The 17682-nt window shown below is 43.2% G+C and carries 11 protein-coding genes and 1 tRNA gene; 7 read left to right on the top strand and 5 right to left on the bottom strand.

The window, feature by feature from the left end; all coding sequences use genetic code 11:
* Window positions 1-151: 151 nt before the first annotated feature.
* The 4 genes from CI960_RS17705 (at window position 152) to CI960_RS17720 (ending at window position 3106) form a co-directional block, all read left to right on the top strand.
* A tRNA-Glu gene (locus tag CI960_RS17705) sits at window positions 152-223 on the top strand.
* 94 nt (window positions 224-317) lie between these two features.
* Window positions 318-1811, top strand: coding sequence for an NAD(P)-dependent oxidoreductase (locus tag CI960_RS17710; protein ID WP_005854122.1), 1494 nt, complete (start codon window positions 318-320; stop codon window positions 1809-1811).
* 126 nt (window positions 1812-1937) lie between these two features.
* Complete coding sequence (locus tag CI960_RS17715) at window positions 1938-2153, top strand: winged helix-turn-helix domain-containing protein (RefSeq protein ID WP_005854120.1); 216 nt, start codon at window positions 1938-1940, stop codon at window positions 2151-2153.
* A gap of 104 nt (window positions 2154-2257) precedes the next feature.
* Window positions 2258-3106, top strand: coding sequence for a sugar phosphate isomerase/epimerase (locus tag CI960_RS17720; RefSeq protein ID WP_005854118.1), 849 nt, complete (start codon window positions 2258-2260; stop codon window positions 3104-3106).
* Between the two features lie 85 nt (window positions 3107-3191).
* Here the strand turns inward: CI960_RS17720 and CI960_RS17725 are convergent, their stop codons facing one another.
* Together CI960_RS17725 and CI960_RS17730 are read right to left on the bottom strand one after the other, a co-directional pair.
* Complete coding sequence (locus CI960_RS17725) at window positions 3192-4397, bottom strand: ectonucleotide pyrophosphatase/phosphodiesterase (RefSeq protein WP_005854116.1); 1206 nt, start codon at window positions 4395-4397, stop codon at window positions 3192-3194.
* Between the two features lie 81 nt (window positions 4398-4478).
* Window positions 4479-7832, bottom strand: coding sequence for a TonB-dependent receptor domain-containing protein (locus CI960_RS17730; protein ID WP_005854114.1), 3354 nt, complete (start codon window positions 7830-7832; stop codon window positions 4479-4481).
* 436 nt (window positions 7833-8268) lie between these two features.
* Here CI960_RS17730 and CI960_RS17735 point away from each other — a divergent pair, with 436 nt between their 5' ends.
* On the top strand, window positions 8269-11559 hold the full coding sequence (locus CI960_RS17735; protein WP_005854112.1) for a TonB-dependent receptor domain-containing protein: 3291 nt from the start codon (window positions 8269-8271) through the stop codon (window positions 11557-11559).
* 60 nt (window positions 11560-11619) lie between these two features.
* Here CI960_RS17735 and CI960_RS17740 read toward each other — a convergent pair whose 3' ends face one another.
* The gene (locus tag CI960_RS17740; RefSeq protein WP_005854111.1) at window positions 11620-13623 is read right to left on the bottom strand and encodes a tetratricopeptide repeat protein; all 2004 of its coding nucleotides are present in this window, start codon (window positions 13621-13623) and stop codon (window positions 11620-11622) included.
* 135 nt (window positions 13624-13758) lie between these two features.
* Here CI960_RS17740 and CI960_RS17745 point away from each other — a divergent pair, with 135 nt between their 5' ends.
* Together CI960_RS17745 and CI960_RS17750 are read left to right on the top strand one after the other, a co-directional pair.
* Entirely contained in the window at window positions 13759-14709 is a 951-nt protein-coding gene (locus CI960_RS17745; RefSeq protein WP_005854108.1) for an SPFH domain-containing protein, read from the top strand.
* Between the two features lie 28 nt (window positions 14710-14737).
* Window positions 14738-14938 (top strand): Arc family DNA-binding protein, encoded by a 201-nt coding sequence (locus CI960_RS17750; RefSeq protein ID WP_005854106.1) that lies wholly within the window; start codon window positions 14738-14740, stop codon window positions 14936-14938.
* Between the two features lie 32 nt (window positions 14939-14970).
* On the opposite strand, the gene CI960_RS17755 is transcribed toward CI960_RS17750, so the two are convergent.
* Both CI960_RS17755 and CI960_RS17760 read right to left on the bottom strand, forming a co-directional pair.
* Window positions 14971-16014: an SPOR domain-containing protein gene (locus CI960_RS17755; protein WP_005854104.1), complete on the bottom strand. Its 1044-nt coding sequence runs from the start codon at window positions 16012-16014 to the stop codon at window positions 14971-14973.
* A gap of 188 nt (window positions 16015-16202) precedes the next feature.
* Window positions 16203-17654 carry a sulfatase-like hydrolase/transferase gene (locus CI960_RS17760; protein WP_005854102.1) on the bottom strand — a complete coding sequence of 484 codons (1452 nt, stop codon included), beginning with the start codon at window positions 17652-17654 and terminating at the stop codon, window positions 16203-16205.
* Window positions 17655-17682 lie beyond the last annotated feature (28 nt).

Below are 17682 nucleotides of genomic sequence, written 5' to 3' on the forward strand. Positions count from 1 at the left end.
ACTTTTAACGCCTTTTAGTGGTATTCTCCCCGTTTTCTTGGCATTTTGATAAAAAACACACTTTTTCTTCAAAAAAACTCAGTCCAACTATTGCAGAATTAAAAAATATATCTACCTTTGCATCGTCAAACAAAAACAATGACATCTAAATGGTGGATTCGTCTAACGGTTAGGACACATGCCTCTCACGCATGTAATACGAGTTCGATTCTCGTATCCACTACAAAAGCTCTCAACCTATTGGTTGGGAGTTTTTTTTTATATACCTTCGCTACCCGATAGTATCCTAAGTCTTTTATTATACACTAAATTATATCATGAAAAGTAAAAAGACCGTCTTTCTGACCGGAGCCACCGGGACGATGGGGCATGCCGGATTGGTCGAGTTGTCCAAGCGGCTAGATCGTTTTAATATAACACTTTTGGCTCGTCCAAGCAAAATCAATAAAGAGAAATTAGCCGCATATGAGGCCATGGCAGGGATCCGTATCGTTTGGGGAGACTTGACAAATTATCAAGATGTCTTAAATGGAGTAATGGGGGCGGACTACGTATTGCATGTAGGTGGAATGGTTTCCCCGGCAGCGGATTATTTCCCTAAAAAAACCTTGAAAGTAAACACGACCGCCGCCCAATATATCGTGGATGCCGTAAAAGCACAACCGAACTCAGACCGGATCAAGGTAGTCTATATCGGCTCCGTGGCGCAAACCGGCCACCGTAACGCACCTGTTCATTGGGGACGTACGGGAGATCCGATCAATATAAGTGTCTATGATCATTATGCCATCTCAAAGACAATAGCCGAACGTATTTTCGTGGAGTCGGGTATTAAACATTGGGCGTGCCTTCGCCAAACCGGTATCTTATGCCCCGAATTATTATTCAAGGGTTCGGACCCAATCACATTCCACGTACCGCTAGACGGCGTGCTGGAATGGGCTACCGCCGAGGATTCCGGTCGCTTACTAGCGAATGTATGCGAGGAGGAGGTGCCGGATGAGTTTTGGAACCGTTTCTATAATATTAGTAGCGGCCCGTCTTTCCGCCTGACGAATTATGAGTTTGAGTGTAAATTGTTAAAAGCGATTGGTTGTCCCGCCCCAGAGAAAATATTCGAACCGAACTGGTTCGCTATCCGTAATTTCCACGGACAATGGTATACCGATTCAGATCTATTGGAAGGATATCTGCATTTCCGCAGTAACCAAACTTGCGACGATTATTTTAAATGGATGGCCAGCCAAGTCCCTTGGTATTTCCACCTAGCAAAGATCGTCCCTCCTATCTTCATAAAACTGGGTATGGGAGCCATCGCTAAAAAGCCGGGACTGGGAACCCGTAACTGGATCAAGAACAGACACCAAGATCGTATATCCGCCTATTTTGGCTCGTATGAGGATTGGCAAGCAATCCCGGGTTGGGATAAGATCCGGACAAAACGCCCCTCCGAAACACCCGTCTTTCTGGATCATGGTTATGATGAAAGTAAGCCGAAGTCGGAATGGGATATCGAGGATATGCGTAAAGCCGCAGAATTCAGGGGAGGAAAATGCTTGTCCCCGGCCATGACAAAAGGAGACTTATCGACCCCACTCGATTGGGAATGCCAATTCGGTCACCGTTTTAAGGCCTCTCCCACATTAGTATTATTAGGAGGCCATTGGTGCCCGGAATGTTTACCGCTCCCTTGGAATTACGACGAGATCGCTAAAGGAAATCCGTTCTTCGCCCAAGTATGGTATCCATTCCACGATAAAAAGGAACACAATGTATACGATGAATCCATATTCGCTGACTTCAAGGAATAAAATTCAACGCATCAAGAGATTTTTGTTTTTTAGATTATTTATCTCAACGCAACATACTTTTACCGGATATTATCTGTTATAACAATATAAGCACTATATACCATAAACATAAAAACAGATTTTATCATGACAAAAGGATCGATCGGATTAAATGCAGGAGCTATCTGGAATTTGCTTTCAGATGGCCAACATTGGAGTTTTGAGGCGTTGAGAGCAAAATCCGCTCTAACAGATGCGGATCTATGGTCCGCTATCGGTTGGCTCGCTAGAGAAAATAAGATTGAAATTGATAACACCAGCAGCCACCCTATCTTCTGTCCGGGTACCAACTTTTATTTTTAAATGACATTTATGATATTTCATTGCGAAGGATTTCACTTTCTTCGCAATGAAATCTTCAAAAAAGTACTTACTTTGTAACCCTAACGAATAAAAACAATACGATTATGAATCCTACTTTCGGAGCTTCCATCCTTTCTTGGATACCACCTATGTGGACACCAGAAGGCGGTCTTTTCGCCATCCAGCAAGCATCTGCCGCCGGTTTTGATTTACTGGAAATCTTATTGCCTCCTTCCATGGAGTTCGACGCTCCAACCGTAAAGCGACAATTGAAACAACACGGATTGAAGGCGACTTGTTCTCTCAACCTTCCCCAAGAAGCGCATATTCCTTTTTATCCCAAGGAAGCGACTCGCCTGATCAAGGCGGCGCTGGATAAAGCGAGCGAACTGGAGGTTGATTACTTGGGAGGGGTCTTACATTCCGGCATCGGGGTCTTCTCCGGCAAACAGCGAACACGGGAAGAAGAGAATACGCTTTGTGAGGTATGGGCGGAGGTTGCCGAATACGCCGGCCGATCCGGAATCACGATCGGTATAGAGCCGATCAATCGCTATGAAAGCTATATGTGTACCTCCGCGGAGGAAGTCTTGCGCTTTATCAAACGCGTAGACGCTCCGAATTTATCTTTGCATCTGGATACTTTCCATATGAATATAGAAGAGACTAGTTTCTATGAACCGGTTATCGCCGCAGGCAGCCGACTTCGCCATATTCACATGACTGAAAGCAACCGGGGAATGCTGGGTGAAGGAAACGTACGCTGGGATGATTTGTTTCGGGGACTACAGGAAATCGATTTCAATGGAAACTTAGTTCTGGAGAATTTCTCCAATTCCGTTCCCGGCATGGCGGAAGCCGTATCTCTTTGGCGTCCATCTAAATACAACGCAGATGAGCTAGCTAAAGGCAGTCTCGCTTTCATGCGTAAGATGACATGCGAACATCAATAAGGCATCAATTACTGCAACCGGCTTTACAGTAGTACTGCAAGGCCCGTGCAGTAAATCTCCATTTAGAAAGTAGCGCGAAGTCCTATCATTTAAATAACCGCTGAACGACAGCGCTATCTCCATCATTCGGGGCGGGCTGTATATTCAATAAGCGTGCGATCATCAAATAGAGGTTCACGTTCGCCATTTGCGGAACCTCTACGTGTTTCTTGAACGAGGGACCTGCCGCATAGAATATAGCCTCCATCTCCGGTGTAAAATTATCGTAACCATGTGTCGCCGCATAACGGGGAGATGATTTCTCGCGGAATTGCACATACGTTCCAATATGTGGAGAAACAACCAGATCACTAACTCGAGGATTCTTTCCGTAAACCAATTTCTCAGGGATCTCGTTTTTCTTCCATACGGTTATATTCGGCACTTTCTGTAAAATCGCATAGGCAGTATCCACATAGGTTTTCTTCGGATATAATAATGTAGGAACGCCATCAAAGACATAATCGAAACTATCCCGGGGTAGATAATCATTCAAGTTCACATATCTCTCGGGATAATAGGTGGCCATTCCATGATCCGAGAGAACGATAAAATCGATCTTATCGAAAATATCCAGCTTACGGGCTTCCGTGAAGAAATGATTCAAGACTTTATCCAAGTTCTCTACCACATCCAAGGTTGCCGAGGAATCCGGGGTAGCGGAATGACCTATCGCATCCGGCTCTTCCATATACCACATAATCAAATGAGGACGTATATCTTCCGGCAACTTCAGCCAAGAGATCACGGAATCAGCACGATCTGAAAAAGAAACCGATTTATCAAACGGCTTCCATATTGAAGGCTGGCCACTCGCCAAAGGCACCTCGCTACCAACCCAATAGAAGGAAGCGGTACGAACCCCTTGGCGTTCCGCCGTATTCCAAATAGGTTCTCCACCATAAAATCGCGGATCCAGGTTTCCCATCCGGTATGAACTATCAAGCTCCACGTCATAAAAGAAATTATTTACCAAACCATGGTGATCCGGATGCAATCCGGTAGCCATGCTATAATGATTCGGGAAAGTCACGCTGGGATAACATGGGCGAAACGTGGAGCGAACCCCTACATTCGCCAAAGAATCCAACGTCGGAGTATGAGCACGTGAGGGATAATCAGAGCGGAAACCGTCCATTGATAAAACTACGACATAACGATCCGATCGTTTTTTCGTTTGGCAACCGGTAAAAGCCAATGAACAAATACAAAAGAAACTAACGAGTAAGAACTCAATACGATTATTCCACATATCATTAAATTAAAAAAGAGGTCCACAAAGATAGTGAACCTCTTCTAATTATTAAATTTTATCTAATGAAAGATTTTTCTTTTAGAAGATATACTTGATACCGAATTGCATCTGCCAACGAGACACATCGTTCAAATTATCCTTGAAGGTCTCATCCAAATCTTTCGCCATCGTATACTTCAACGTATAGTTGTTCGCCGCACTCGGGCCTTGTCCTTTCGGGATCGTCAAGAACTGATATTGCTGATTACCCAAAACGGTTGTTTGTACCACACCCCAGTTACGATTCAACAAATTCAAGAAGTTGGCGATATTGAAACTAAAGCGCAAGGTATGTGAGCGACCATTCTTCTGGTAAATCTTTATATCATGAGAAACGCTCAAATCCAATTGATTCGCAAATGGAGCGACAGCACCGTTACGTTCGGCATACTCACCTCTATGTTTGCTCAAATAAGGATCTTGCTCGATAAAGGCATTCATCGCTTTCCATGCATCTTCTTGGCTATCGAAATCGCCCGGTAACAAATGATCTTTTACCTCGTCAAAATTCGCAGGGATATACATCAAGTCATTGGAGAACTGAGAATCGCCATTCGCGTCACCATTATAACAATAAGAATAACGGAACGGACGATAACGCTGATAGATCAAACCAAAACTTGTTGCCGCATATTTACTCCAGTTAGCCGTATAAGAAGCGGACAATAACAAACGACCATCAAAAGAACCTGCCGTATAACCTACTTCTTCCGCATTTCCATCCAAGGCCGCACGGTACTTCCAAGCGGAAGTCGCCACAGACGATGTTCCGTCTGTTACACCTCTAGACTGCCCGAAAGAGTAAGATCCATTCAAATACAATCCCTTCAGGATTCCATCAACAAAGTTTTTCTGCAACTGGAAGGTCGTATAAAGCGAATGTCCTTTGCTGGTATTACGCAGCATCACGACATGATTCGCGGCCTTTTGATTTCCTTCCCTATCGCTATAATAGCCATTATAATATGGACGTGCGTTACCCGCTCCACCGTCATTTACAAATTGCTCGGTCCGATACAATCCGATATTGTCATGATAAATAGCGTTAATGTCTTTTGAGTACAGCAACTCTATGGTAGCTACCCAGCCATCACCAAACTTATAATCGGCAGCGATATTACTTTTCCATAAGCTCGGATATTTAAAGTCCGGATCCGTAATCGCTATATCCGAACGGGTAGCGCTACCTTCAGCCGGTTTATAAGTATCCATATTTCCGGTAAAACCTAGCGAAGGTCTGCCATCGCTAATGATATTGTCATTCTTGTCCTTTACCGCCCGGACATTCAAGTCACCAAACAAAACGCCATTGTTGCCGGCTTGATTACTGATCCATACATAAGGAGGAGTACCCGTGAAGAGTCCCGTACCACCACGGATCTGCAAACTTCCATTCTCATCGTCAAACGGTTTGTAGTTAAAACCGAATCGAGGAGAGAACTGAGGTTTGGCGTTCGGATATTTAGAAACATCGATCTTGATGCCATCCCGATAGGTCTCGGCGGCGACTTTATCATTCGACTGCAAATCAGTCATAAAGAACGGAACATCAATACGTAAACCTAACGTCAAGTTCAATTTATCACTTACCGTCCACTTATCTTGGGCATACAAACCTAACTGGAATACATTTATCTCGGCGAATGGAAAATCATCCGTCATCGAATATCTTTGCGCATAGTACTGGTACCCCGTAGAAGAAGAATTCGTAATACCTGTCACATTGGAACCAAATCCAAAATCTTTCGGATTAAACTCACGGATATCAAATCCTTGTACACTTCCGTTATGAGCGGCCATGTATTGTTTTGTAGCCAATACGTTGAACTTAAAATCATCGACAGAGTTAAATACCCAAGAACCCGGATAGTTTTGAGCGAAACCATTCTTAAAGGCGCGATAGTCACTTTGCGTTCCAACCGTAATCTGATGTTTGCCAAAATTCATCAAGAAGTTATCCTGTATCTGCCAGATATCACTGTTCAACTGGTTATTATAGGAGTTTGCCTCGGTTCCGAAAGTCGTATAAGCATTGTTATCACCATCCAAGATATCCACTTGCGGGAAGTAACCACCATCCATATCGCGATAATCACGCAAACGGGAATAACCGATCTTCAAATAATTAGACATACGGTCATTAATGGTCGTATTCAAGTCGGCCATCCAAATATTGAAGTTATTATTCGTCCGGTAGAAAGAAGAAGAGAACGGAATAGCGAACGCATTCGGTCCACGTCCGTTATTCGGCGCACCGGAAGTAGAAGGGTTATTCGTATTAAACGATTTCAAATAATAATATTTTAAGCTCAACACATTATTTGAGTTGATATTCCAGTCTAAACGAGCCGTGATTCGATCCGCTTGAGTATTTGTCTTATTCACGTCGAATTTACCCGGATTATACCCAAGCTCATCACCTAAGAAATCAGATAAACCCTGCAAGACTGTCGCATCCGCCGCAGAATTAGCGGTCGTATAAGAAATCGGTTCCTCCTGACGATCCATCTCACCATTGATGAAGAAGAATAACTTATTCTTAATGATCGGACCGGATAAACTGATACCGTATTGGTGATTAGAGAACTCTGAAACACCAATCGTCTCATCCTTCACACGATATCCCATCATAGACGGACTCTTCGTGTACATATATACAGAAGCATGAAACTCATTCGAACCGGATTTCGTTACGGAGTTAATACCCGCACCCGTGAATCCTCCATTTCGAACATCAAAAGGAGCGATCATCACCTGTACCTGCTCGAGCGCCTCCAAAGAAATCGGTTCCGTACCGGAAGCTCCAAGAGCAGAAGCCAGACCAAACGAGTTATTAAAGGAGGCACCGTCCACCGTTACATTATTAAAACGGTAAGAGACACCGCCAAAATTCTTACCGCTACTCATCGGGGTTAATTTCACGAAATCATCCAAAGAACGGTTAATCGTAGGCAGCTTATCCATCTTCTCACGAGTAATGATTTCCTGCGCACCTGTACGGCTTCCTGAAATAATGGGGTTCTTATCCGCAACCACGACTACCTCGTCGAGAGCTTGGGTATCTTCCCGCATTACTACATTCAGTTTCAGATCCTCACCCAAAACCAAGTTTATTCCTGTCCGGCTCTCCGTATTGTATCCAATATAAGAGAACTCTACCACATAAGGGCCTCCGATACGAAGGTTGTTAAAAGAATAAGAACCATTCGGCTGGGTAATCGTGTAGTATTCGGTACCCGTTGGCGTATGCGTAGCCTTGATATTCACTCCGATCATCGCTTCCGATGATGTATCCGTGACTTTACCACTCATACTCGCCGTCGTCACCTGAGCATGTATGGATATTCCCACGCACAACAAAAGTAACGTTAAAAGTAGATAAGTTTTCCTCATACAAGAAGTATTTATATTTAAAATAATTATAACATTTTTGTATATCGCCGCAAAGATAGGGATTAGATATCTCTTTTTGTCACAAACTATATATAATATTCATAGCATTAACATTCCTCACACAGATCTCCAGATTATTATTTTCAACCAATCACATCCATAATCCAACAATATGCAGGAAAAGCGTCTATAATTCTTTTAAATCACCGCCCAACAGGGAATGTTAGTTAAGAATCATCAAATTAAAAATTTCATAAAGAACCCTCTTGTTTTGCCAATACAAGCCATCCATCTCCGAATAAGGACATTACTCAATTCCGCCCCGTCACAGCAACTTCATGAATATGAAACAAGTATTAAATAAGAAACATACAATGATATTAAAAAATAACCCATAACTTTGCGAAAGTTTTTATTACATTAACTATTTTAAATTATGAGCAGACATTTACAGACGCTATTCCTTTTAGCTGTACTGAGTTTCTTGTTTGTCATCCCGACACAAGCACAGGTAACAACAGCCAGTATGAGTGGAACAGTTATGTTTCAAGATGAACCCGTTATTGGTGCGACCGTTTTGGCGGTTCACGAACCTTCTGGGACAAATTATGGTACGATCACAAACGTTGACGGACGCTTTTCCTTACAAGGTATGCGTACAGGAGGTCCATACAAAGTTACGATCTCTTACGTTGGTTATCAATCTGCCGTTTATTCCGGCATTACCCTGCAATTGGGAGAGAACTACAACTTGAATGTTAAGTTGAAAGAATCTTCTGAGACCTTGGACGAGATCGTAATCACAGCGGCGAAAACGAAGTTCAATACGGAAAAGACGGGTGCGACAACCAATATCTCCTCGTCACAGATCACCTCTTTACCCACCATTAACCGTAGTATCTCCGATATCGCACGCCTTTCTCCTTATGCCTCCGACATGAGTTTTGCCGGTGGCGATGGCCGTTCCACGAACTTTACGGTAGATGGAGCGAACTTTAATAACAACTTCGGCCTTTCGGATAATCTTCCCGGAGGCGGTAACCCGATCTCTATGGACGCTATCGAGGAAGTACAAGTGGTAATCGCCCCGTTCGATGTCCGCCAGACAAACTTCATTGGTGGCGGTATCAACGCTATCACCAAATCCGGTACAAACACATTCAAAGGTTCCGCTTACACTTACTTCCAGAACCAGAATATGCGAGGAAACTCAATCGATGGAGAAGACTTGGGCGCACGTGCTAAGGAATCCAAAACGATTTACGGAGCTACGTTCGGCGGTCCGATCATCAAGAATAAATTATTCTTCTTCGCCAATGTAGAGGTGGAAAAACAACCGCAACAAGTGATCAAATGGAGAGCTCGTACCGAAGGAGAGCAACCGGACGAGAATAACTACATATCTCGCACTACACTCTCCGACATGCAAAAGGTATCCGATTTCTTAAGAGATAAATATGGTTATGATACAGGATCAGCCACGAACTTCCCCGCAGACGAAAAGAATTTGAAATTGTTAGGTCGTATCGACTGGAATATCACGAATGGCCATAAATTGAGCGTACGGTACAACTATACAAAGAATACCGCATGGAACGCTCCCAACGCTAACTCTATGGATGGTGGTTCCGGCTCTCGTCTGTATAATACAAGCCGTGTAGGTTACCAATCCATGTCTTTTGCCAACAGCATGTATTCCCAAGACAATAAAGTGTCTTCCGTATCCGCTGATTTGAACAGTCGCTTCTCTGATAAGATTTCCAATCAGTTACTTTTCACTTATACGGATATCGAGGATATGCGCGGAACCAACTCTTCCCCTTTTCCCTTCATTGATATCTTGGCAGGTAAAGATGCGGAAGGTAACCAAATCATGGAGCCTTATATGAGTGCCGGATATGAATTATTTACTTACAACAACGGCGTGAAGAACAAGATCACAAGTGTTATCGATAACTTCACTTACTTTGCCGGCGACCATAAGATCACAGCTGGTATCAGTTTCGAGCACCAACTTGCTAGCAATGCTTATATGCGCAACGGTACGGGATATTATCGTTACAGCAGCTTAGATGATTTCTTGAACGGTGCCGCTCCTGAAACGTTCGCATGGACATACGGTTACAACGGTGTTTCCGACCCGAAAGCTCAGGTTACTTTTAACCAGATCGGATTCTACGCACAGGATGAGTGGAACATTCGTCCGAACGTGAAGTTAACTTATGGCATACGTTTCGATGATTTAATTTTCGACAATAGTGATCTTCAAAGAAACGACGCAATCTACGATCTTGATTTCGGAGGCAAACATATCGACACCGGCAAATGGCCTAAGTCTAGAATGCAAATATCCCCTCGTGTAGGTTTCGTTTGGGATGTGTTCAAGGATAATTCCTTAAAAGTACGTGGTGGTACAGGTATATTTACCGGACGTTTACCCTTGGTATTCTTTACGAATATGCCGACAAACTCGAATATGGTACAAAATGCCGTAGTATTCGGTACAAAATATGAGAATGGAATTGCGGTAAGTCATGATTCCCGTCTGGATCAATTGGCTGGCGGCATGATTACGAATGTAGACGATGCGATCAAGAAATTCGGCCTTCCTACCACGATAGAGAATCCGGTTGCCGGTTCTAAGATCTCTGGCGTAAAGGACAACTTCAAGATGCCACAAATATGGAAAACCTCCTTGGCTGTAGATTATCAGCTCCCTACTTCCTTCCCATTATCCGTAACCGGCGAGTTCATCTATAACAAGAACATCAATGCCGTAACCCTTGAGAATATCAACATCAAGGACCCGTCAAATTGGGAACATTTTAACGGAGCGGATAACCGTTTGATTTATCCATCTGATTATACGTATGTATCCGGTAAGAATGCGGTTGTATTAACTAACACATCCAAAGGACATGGTTATACCGCCAATGTTACGGTTAACGCTCAACCCGTAGAGGATTTGAACATGATGTTGGCTTATACGCACACGGAATCCAAAGAAATTTCCGGTCTTCCGGGTAGCGACCCTGTATCTACATGGCAGGGAATGTTAACGATAGACGGACCAAATTTCGCAACCGTACAACGTTCACGGTATGTAGTGCCCGACAAGGTAATCGCAGCGATCAATTATAATCTACCCTTCCGCCATAAAGGTCTGCTCAGAAAAACAAGCTTAAATCTGTTCTATTCCGGTTATTCCGCTTCCGGATATAGCTTCGCTTATACGAATGATATGAATGGCGACGGTATCAATAATGATATGATGTATATCCCGAAAGATGACAGTGAAATCAAATTCAAGAATGAAGCAGATAGAACCGCTTTCTGGAACTTCGTAGACCAAGATTCTTATTTAAAGAATCACAAGGGAGAATACGCTGAGGCTTATGCCGCACGTGCACCTTGGGTACATCGTTTCGACCTTCGTATCACGGAAGATTTCTCATTCAAGGCAGGTAAAACCGAACATCATTTCCAATTGAGCCTTGATTTCATGAATATCGGTAATATGATCAACTCGAAATGGGGTGTAATGAAGAACGCATCTTCTTCCAACGGTTGCCGTATCTTGAAATATGAAGGCATGGATGATAACAAGACTCCAATTTTCTCCATGTATAAGATCAATGGTGAATATCCGACTGAGACTTATTCTTATAACCGTATCTATACTGAATGCTGGAAAATGCAGGTTGGTATCCGTTACATCTTTAATTAATCAAGAGATATAACTCCATAAAAAAGGCGGGAAATAAATTTTCTCGCCTTTTCTATTTCATCATATATCCTCTCCCCCTCGCAAGGCATCCGCAATATCTTGATGCTGCTGGGCTAATTCGTCCTCTCCTATCGCCCGGAACCCTTCCGCTAGATATTCGTGGGAAGCCGCATGTTTAGGTTTGATGCTTATCGCCTGCTGGAAATCCAGAATAGCTTCATCGTAATATTTGAGTTTCAATAGGCATTTTCCACGGTTATAGCGAGCCTTAAAAGACTTCGGGCTTAATTTTACCGCCTTGTTTAAACAAACCTGAGCGTCATAGTCCTCACCTATATCCAATAAAGTAACCCCTTTGCGTACCCAAGCTTCCACATAATTCGGATTCAAATTCAAGGCCTTATCAAAACAACGGATAGCGGCATTCGCGTCATGGGCCTTCGTTATGCACTCGTTGCCCATCAAGTAATATTCATGCGCATACTCTTTCTGGGTCTCACGAAGCGAATGCAACTCTTCCCGCAAAGCCTTAATCTGTGCCTTTTGACTATTCAACGCTTGCAATTTCAAACGAAGCAGCCGTTGTACCATCGGATTATCCAATTCATTCCGTTTAGATACAGCGGCGGCAAAAGCCTCGACCGCCTCTTGCATATTACCTAGCCGAAATCCCTGAGCCGCCCGACCATATTGTAGTTCCGCCTCACTTTCCTTGAGGCTTTTCTCTATTAACGCTTGGTTGTTGAATATTTGGCTGAATTCCACGATCTCTTTCCGGATAAAGATATCCCGGGAAGAGATCTTGCTTTTTAGCACCAATCCCTCCAATGAGGTACAACGGCTCAACGCCACATAGGTTTGTCCCCCGACGAATACACCCCCGGTCAAATCAACTACCACCCGGCTAAAAGTCAAGCCTTGACTCTTATGCACCGTGATCGCCCAAGCCAAACGAATCGGCAATTGTTCGAACGTACCGACAATCTCCTCCTCGATCCGTCTCTCTTTCTCGTTATATTTGTATTTATAATTTCGCCATGAGGTAGGTTCCACCAAATGTTCCACACCGCTCTCCAGCAAGACATAAACATTTCCATTCTCATCGATACCCGATACCATACCAATCGTTCCGTTTACCCAACGACGCTCATAATCATTATCGATAAAAATAACCTGCGCCTGTTCCTTGATGGATAAATTCAGCTGGGTAGGTAATGAGGATTCCGGAAAATCCCCCTCGATCTTTCCCACGGAGACATATTCTTCTCCGGGAAGTTCGGCCAACTTCTTCTCATTGATAAAATCAACCTGATCCCGGCGAGTGGCCAGCGTAATATACATATCCTCATTTTGCGGTTCGAAAGACGGAAAATAACGACCGTTCAACGTATCCAACTCCTGTTTTCTAGCGGCATTATTACGAATCCGATCCAATACATTGATAAAAACAGGATCGGTCTGGCGATACACCTTTTGCAACTCGATCGGTACTAAATTGATATCCTTGAACACACGAGCCGAGAAAAAGAAAGGGCTCGCATAGAACAAACTTAAGATCTCTTTTTGATCCGACGGAACAACCGGCTCCAACTGGAAGACATCTCCTACAAACAATAACTGCTTTCCACCGAAAGGTAATCGCATATTGCCGGAGTAAACTCTCAAGATACGATCTACACAATCAATAATATCCGCCCTCACCATCGATATCTCATCAATGATAATCAAATCGACCTCCGCTATAATCTTCCGTTTCTCCTTCGGATACTTGAAAAACTCAAAGATACGACCATGCGACAAACTTAAATCCGGATCATCCGGCAACATCGGCCGGAAAGGAAGCTTGAAAAAAGAATGCAAGGTAACGCCACCTGCATTTATGGCTGCGATTCCGGTAGGAGCCAGCACCACATACTTTTTCCTCGTATGATTACAGATATACTTCAAAAAGGTAGACTTGCCTGTCCCGGCTTTCCCTGTAAGGAAAACGGACTGGCGAGTGTGAGTGATCAGTTGCAAGGCATCCTGAAACTCCTTATTGTTCGTGTCTAACTGAAAGTCCAAGCATGTAATTTTTAGATGAGACAAAGCTATGAAAATATTTACAGATCACTCTAATAATATCCCTCAAAAGATTTGGCAGTCTCCATAAAAATCACTTATTTTGTGATATCAAATTAATATCAAATATAAATCATCATGAAAGCAACTGAAAAGACATTCAACGGACTGAGAATCTCTGGGTTTCTTGCCCTTTTTCTCATACTGGCTCTATCGGGTCTTAGCAGCTATTTAATCGCAGGCATAAATGAGACTTGGAGCGTAATCACCGGCATCGTCGGACTCTGCCTGTTAGCGGTTTGTTTATTGGGACTCATGGAAATCGAGCCCAATAATGCCCGAGTAATGCTCTTTTTCGGAAAATATAAAGGGACAATTACTGATAATGGATTTTTCTGGGTCAACCCGCTTTACAGCAAAAAGAAAATCACGTTACGTGCCCGTAATTTAGATGTCCCTCCTATCAAGGTAAACGATAAGGTCGGCAATCCGGTTATGATCGGGGCCGTGATGGTATGGAAAGTCAAGGATACTTATAGAGCGATGTTCGACATCGATTCTTCGTCTATTAGTATCTCTTCGAATAAATCATTCATATCAATGGGAGAATCCTCTGAATTATCCCAACGAATGCAGAATTATGAGAATTTCGTGCAGATACAAAGTGATGCCGCCATCCGTAAGATCGCTGGCATGTATGCCTATGATTATAACGAGAGCAAAGATCCCGTGACCTTACGGTCCGATGACGGGGAGGTCGCTCAAAAGCTGGAGGAGGAATTAAACAGCCGTCTGGCGATAGCAGGTATTGAGGTATTGGAAGCCCGTATCAATTACTTAGCGTATGCTTCCGAGATCGCCGGAGTCATGTTACGCCGCCAGCAAGCGGAAGCAATTATCGCCGCCAGAGAACGGATCGTGGAAGGAGCGGTTAGCATGGTTCAACTCGCCTTGAACAAACTGGATAAAGACAATGTTGTGGAACTGGATGAGGAACGAAAGGCCGCAATGGTCAGTAATCTGTTGGTTGTCCTTTGTGCTGACGAGGCAGCGCAACCTGTCGTAAATACCGGGACTCTACATCATTAATGTAAGAATTTAATATTAATACTAGTATATGGCCAAAAAAGATAATACTGTCAAAAGCTTCATCCTGCGGGTGGACGCTGATATGATGGAAGCTATCGAAGCTTGGGCTGCGGACGAATTTCGCAGCACCAATGGCCAAATCCAGTACATTCTGGACCAAGCCTTACGAAAGGCAGGACGGTTGAAGAAGAAAAGACTGCCCCGGCCACAAAACGACGACAAGTCATAAAAAAAGCCTGATCTTTCGATCAGGCTTTTTTATTAACGGCTAATGAACAGCCAAGCATCTTTATACTTTTCTATTTTTCGAAGTGTCGCCATGTAGCTCTCGGCATCCGCCCGGTTATTAAACTTATCCGCATAAATACGATATTTACCATCACGAACCACCTTGCTTACATTTTTACATTGCGCACGGTCTACACCGGATATATACTCATTCGCCTGCTCCTCTGTCGGGAAACTCGCTATCACGATATGATACATCTTCTTCGGTGCCACGGATTTCACTTTCGGAGCGGGAGCAACAAGCTCTTTCTTTACCTCAGGAGCAGAAGCCGCTTTGGCAATCTCTGTCTCCTTAGTCGCTTCTATTTTGGGAGTTACCTCCGCTACCATCTCGTCCTCTTGGGATACTTGAATTTCCTCCAGCTGAGAAATCGGTTCCTCAAACCTATAATTTATCATCTCCGTAGGAACAAAACTAGCTGTATAAGCGGACAGGTTTACTTCTTTCACCGGAGTCGAAACCACAAAGAATAATGCGACAGCAGCAGCTGACGCCGCAACAACCCGGATCAACTTACGACTAACCGGGATATAGAACACATCTTTCTTTTTCTTACCCGTAAGTAAGGCAACCTCTTCCCGCTCTTCCTCCAACGATCGCAAAACCGGAAAATGAAACGATGATAAACCATACGAATCCGCATTAAATACCCCAGAATCGCCCGGCGTAAAAATGGTCTGCCCTTCCTCTCCTATAGAGAAAGTCCCGATTCGCCCCAATGTTATCCGCTTGTCTTGTTCCAAAGAAACATTCAAAGCCTCGATATCCTCTTCCAGCATCAATTGAGCTTTCCGGTAATCAACGCCATACGTCTGCATATACGACTCGGAAAGCAAGCCGTCTGTATGCTGTAGCGTTACATTGAACATAACCTCTTTACGCATCGGCCGGAATGAATATTCCTCTTCCTCATACGTCGCCGGCAAGATTTGCAGCACGAAACCACCAAACTTCGGCAAGATCACACAATCATGCGTCAGCAATAAGCGTTCAATATGTGTTATTATCCTTAACATAGAGACAAAGGTAAATATCTTTATAGAAATAACAAAAAAAGAGCACTTTTTTCCTTTGAAATGACCCGGAAAAACATAGTTATGAAATACTCAAAACATAACTATGTCTCAAGAAAATCATAACTATGAATTTTAAACAAGTTATTAGGACTTATTTTCTCATATCATTTGACACGCAAGCAACTTTGTCATCTTTCATCCACGTCTTCCGCAAACCAATCTCCACCTTCAGCTACAACTTCCTGCTTAAGTTTCAACATCTTTGATTTCAGTCTCGCTACAATTTCAGGATGTTTATCTGCCACATCTATTCGTTCCTCACGATCATCTCTCAAATTATATAACTCAAAATATTTTGGAAACACCTTCTTGGCGAACTCCATATGTTCTTTTGTCAAATACCAAGGCTTCACTTTACCAAGCGCTAATTCATCCAAACTAAAAGCCCATGGTAGAGGCTCATCGTATCCCAGTAGACACCAGTCGCCTTCACGTATCATACAAATAGGATCATGAATATACCGGAAAAAGAACAAAGGGTTTTCTCTTTCCAACGTTTCAGCTTTCCCCAAAAACACCGGAGAAATATCCATACCATCAATAACACGATCTGTAGGAACCGGAGCATCCGCTAAAGACGCTAACGTTGGTAATATATCCGTGAAACAACCGTTAAACTCACTAATCACACCGGTTGGTACATGTTTATTCCATCTAACAATACATGGAACTCGCAATCCTCCCTCATAATTAAAATGTTTCTCTCCCCGAAATGGCAAATTAGAATAATCCCACTGAGAACCATTATCAGAAGCAAATATGACAATCGTATTATCTTCCAGATTCTGTTCTTTTAGATAATTCATTAATTTACCAATCGCTATATCCATATTTTCGATACACCCATAATACTCAGGATTAATAGCATGCCTTTTCTTCAACTCCTCCGGGGCCGCCATTGGAAAATGAGGCTCATTGAACCAAACATTTAAGAAGAAAGGTTCCTGTTTATTCTTGTCTAGCCATTGGAGTGCTTCCGTTACCACAATATCACAGGAATAACCTTCGATCTCACCTTGCGGTTCTCCATTCCGGAAAAAGTTCGTGGGATTATGATGAGACGGGACTGAATTATTCAAGGCATAAAAACTATAATCAAAACCTTGATCATTGGGATAAGGTTGATCCGGACGTCCCGAACTTAAATGCCACTTTCCAAAATGCCCCGTCGCATAATCTGCTTGTTTCAGTACTTCTGCTATAGTAACCTCACTATCTCTCAAATGCATCGGTGAGTTTTGCTCCAGATAATTATAAACCCCTGTACGAGTACAATTCCGACCGGTCATTAGAGCCGCACGAGATGGAGAGCTAACAGCCGCACCACAATAAAAATTCGTAAAGCGAATACCTTGCCGGGCCAATAAGTCCAAATTCGGAGTTTGGGAAGTAGGAAAGCTATCCGACTGCTGCGGAAAATTCTCATTTCGATAACAAGAGACATCATTATATCCCAAATCATCCGCTAATAAAATTATGATATTCGGCTTAGGAACAGCTTCCTCTTTTGCGCCACAACTTACGGTTGACAACATCAATGCGGCACTATTAACCGCAACAAAGATCTCTTTATAATTCATTTTATATGAATCTAAATTCTAATAAATA

The organism is Parabacteroides sp. CT06 (assembly GCF_002257605.1).
Lineage (GTDB): Bacteria > Bacteroidota > Bacteroidia > Bacteroidales > Tannerellaceae > Parabacteroides > Parabacteroides distasonis.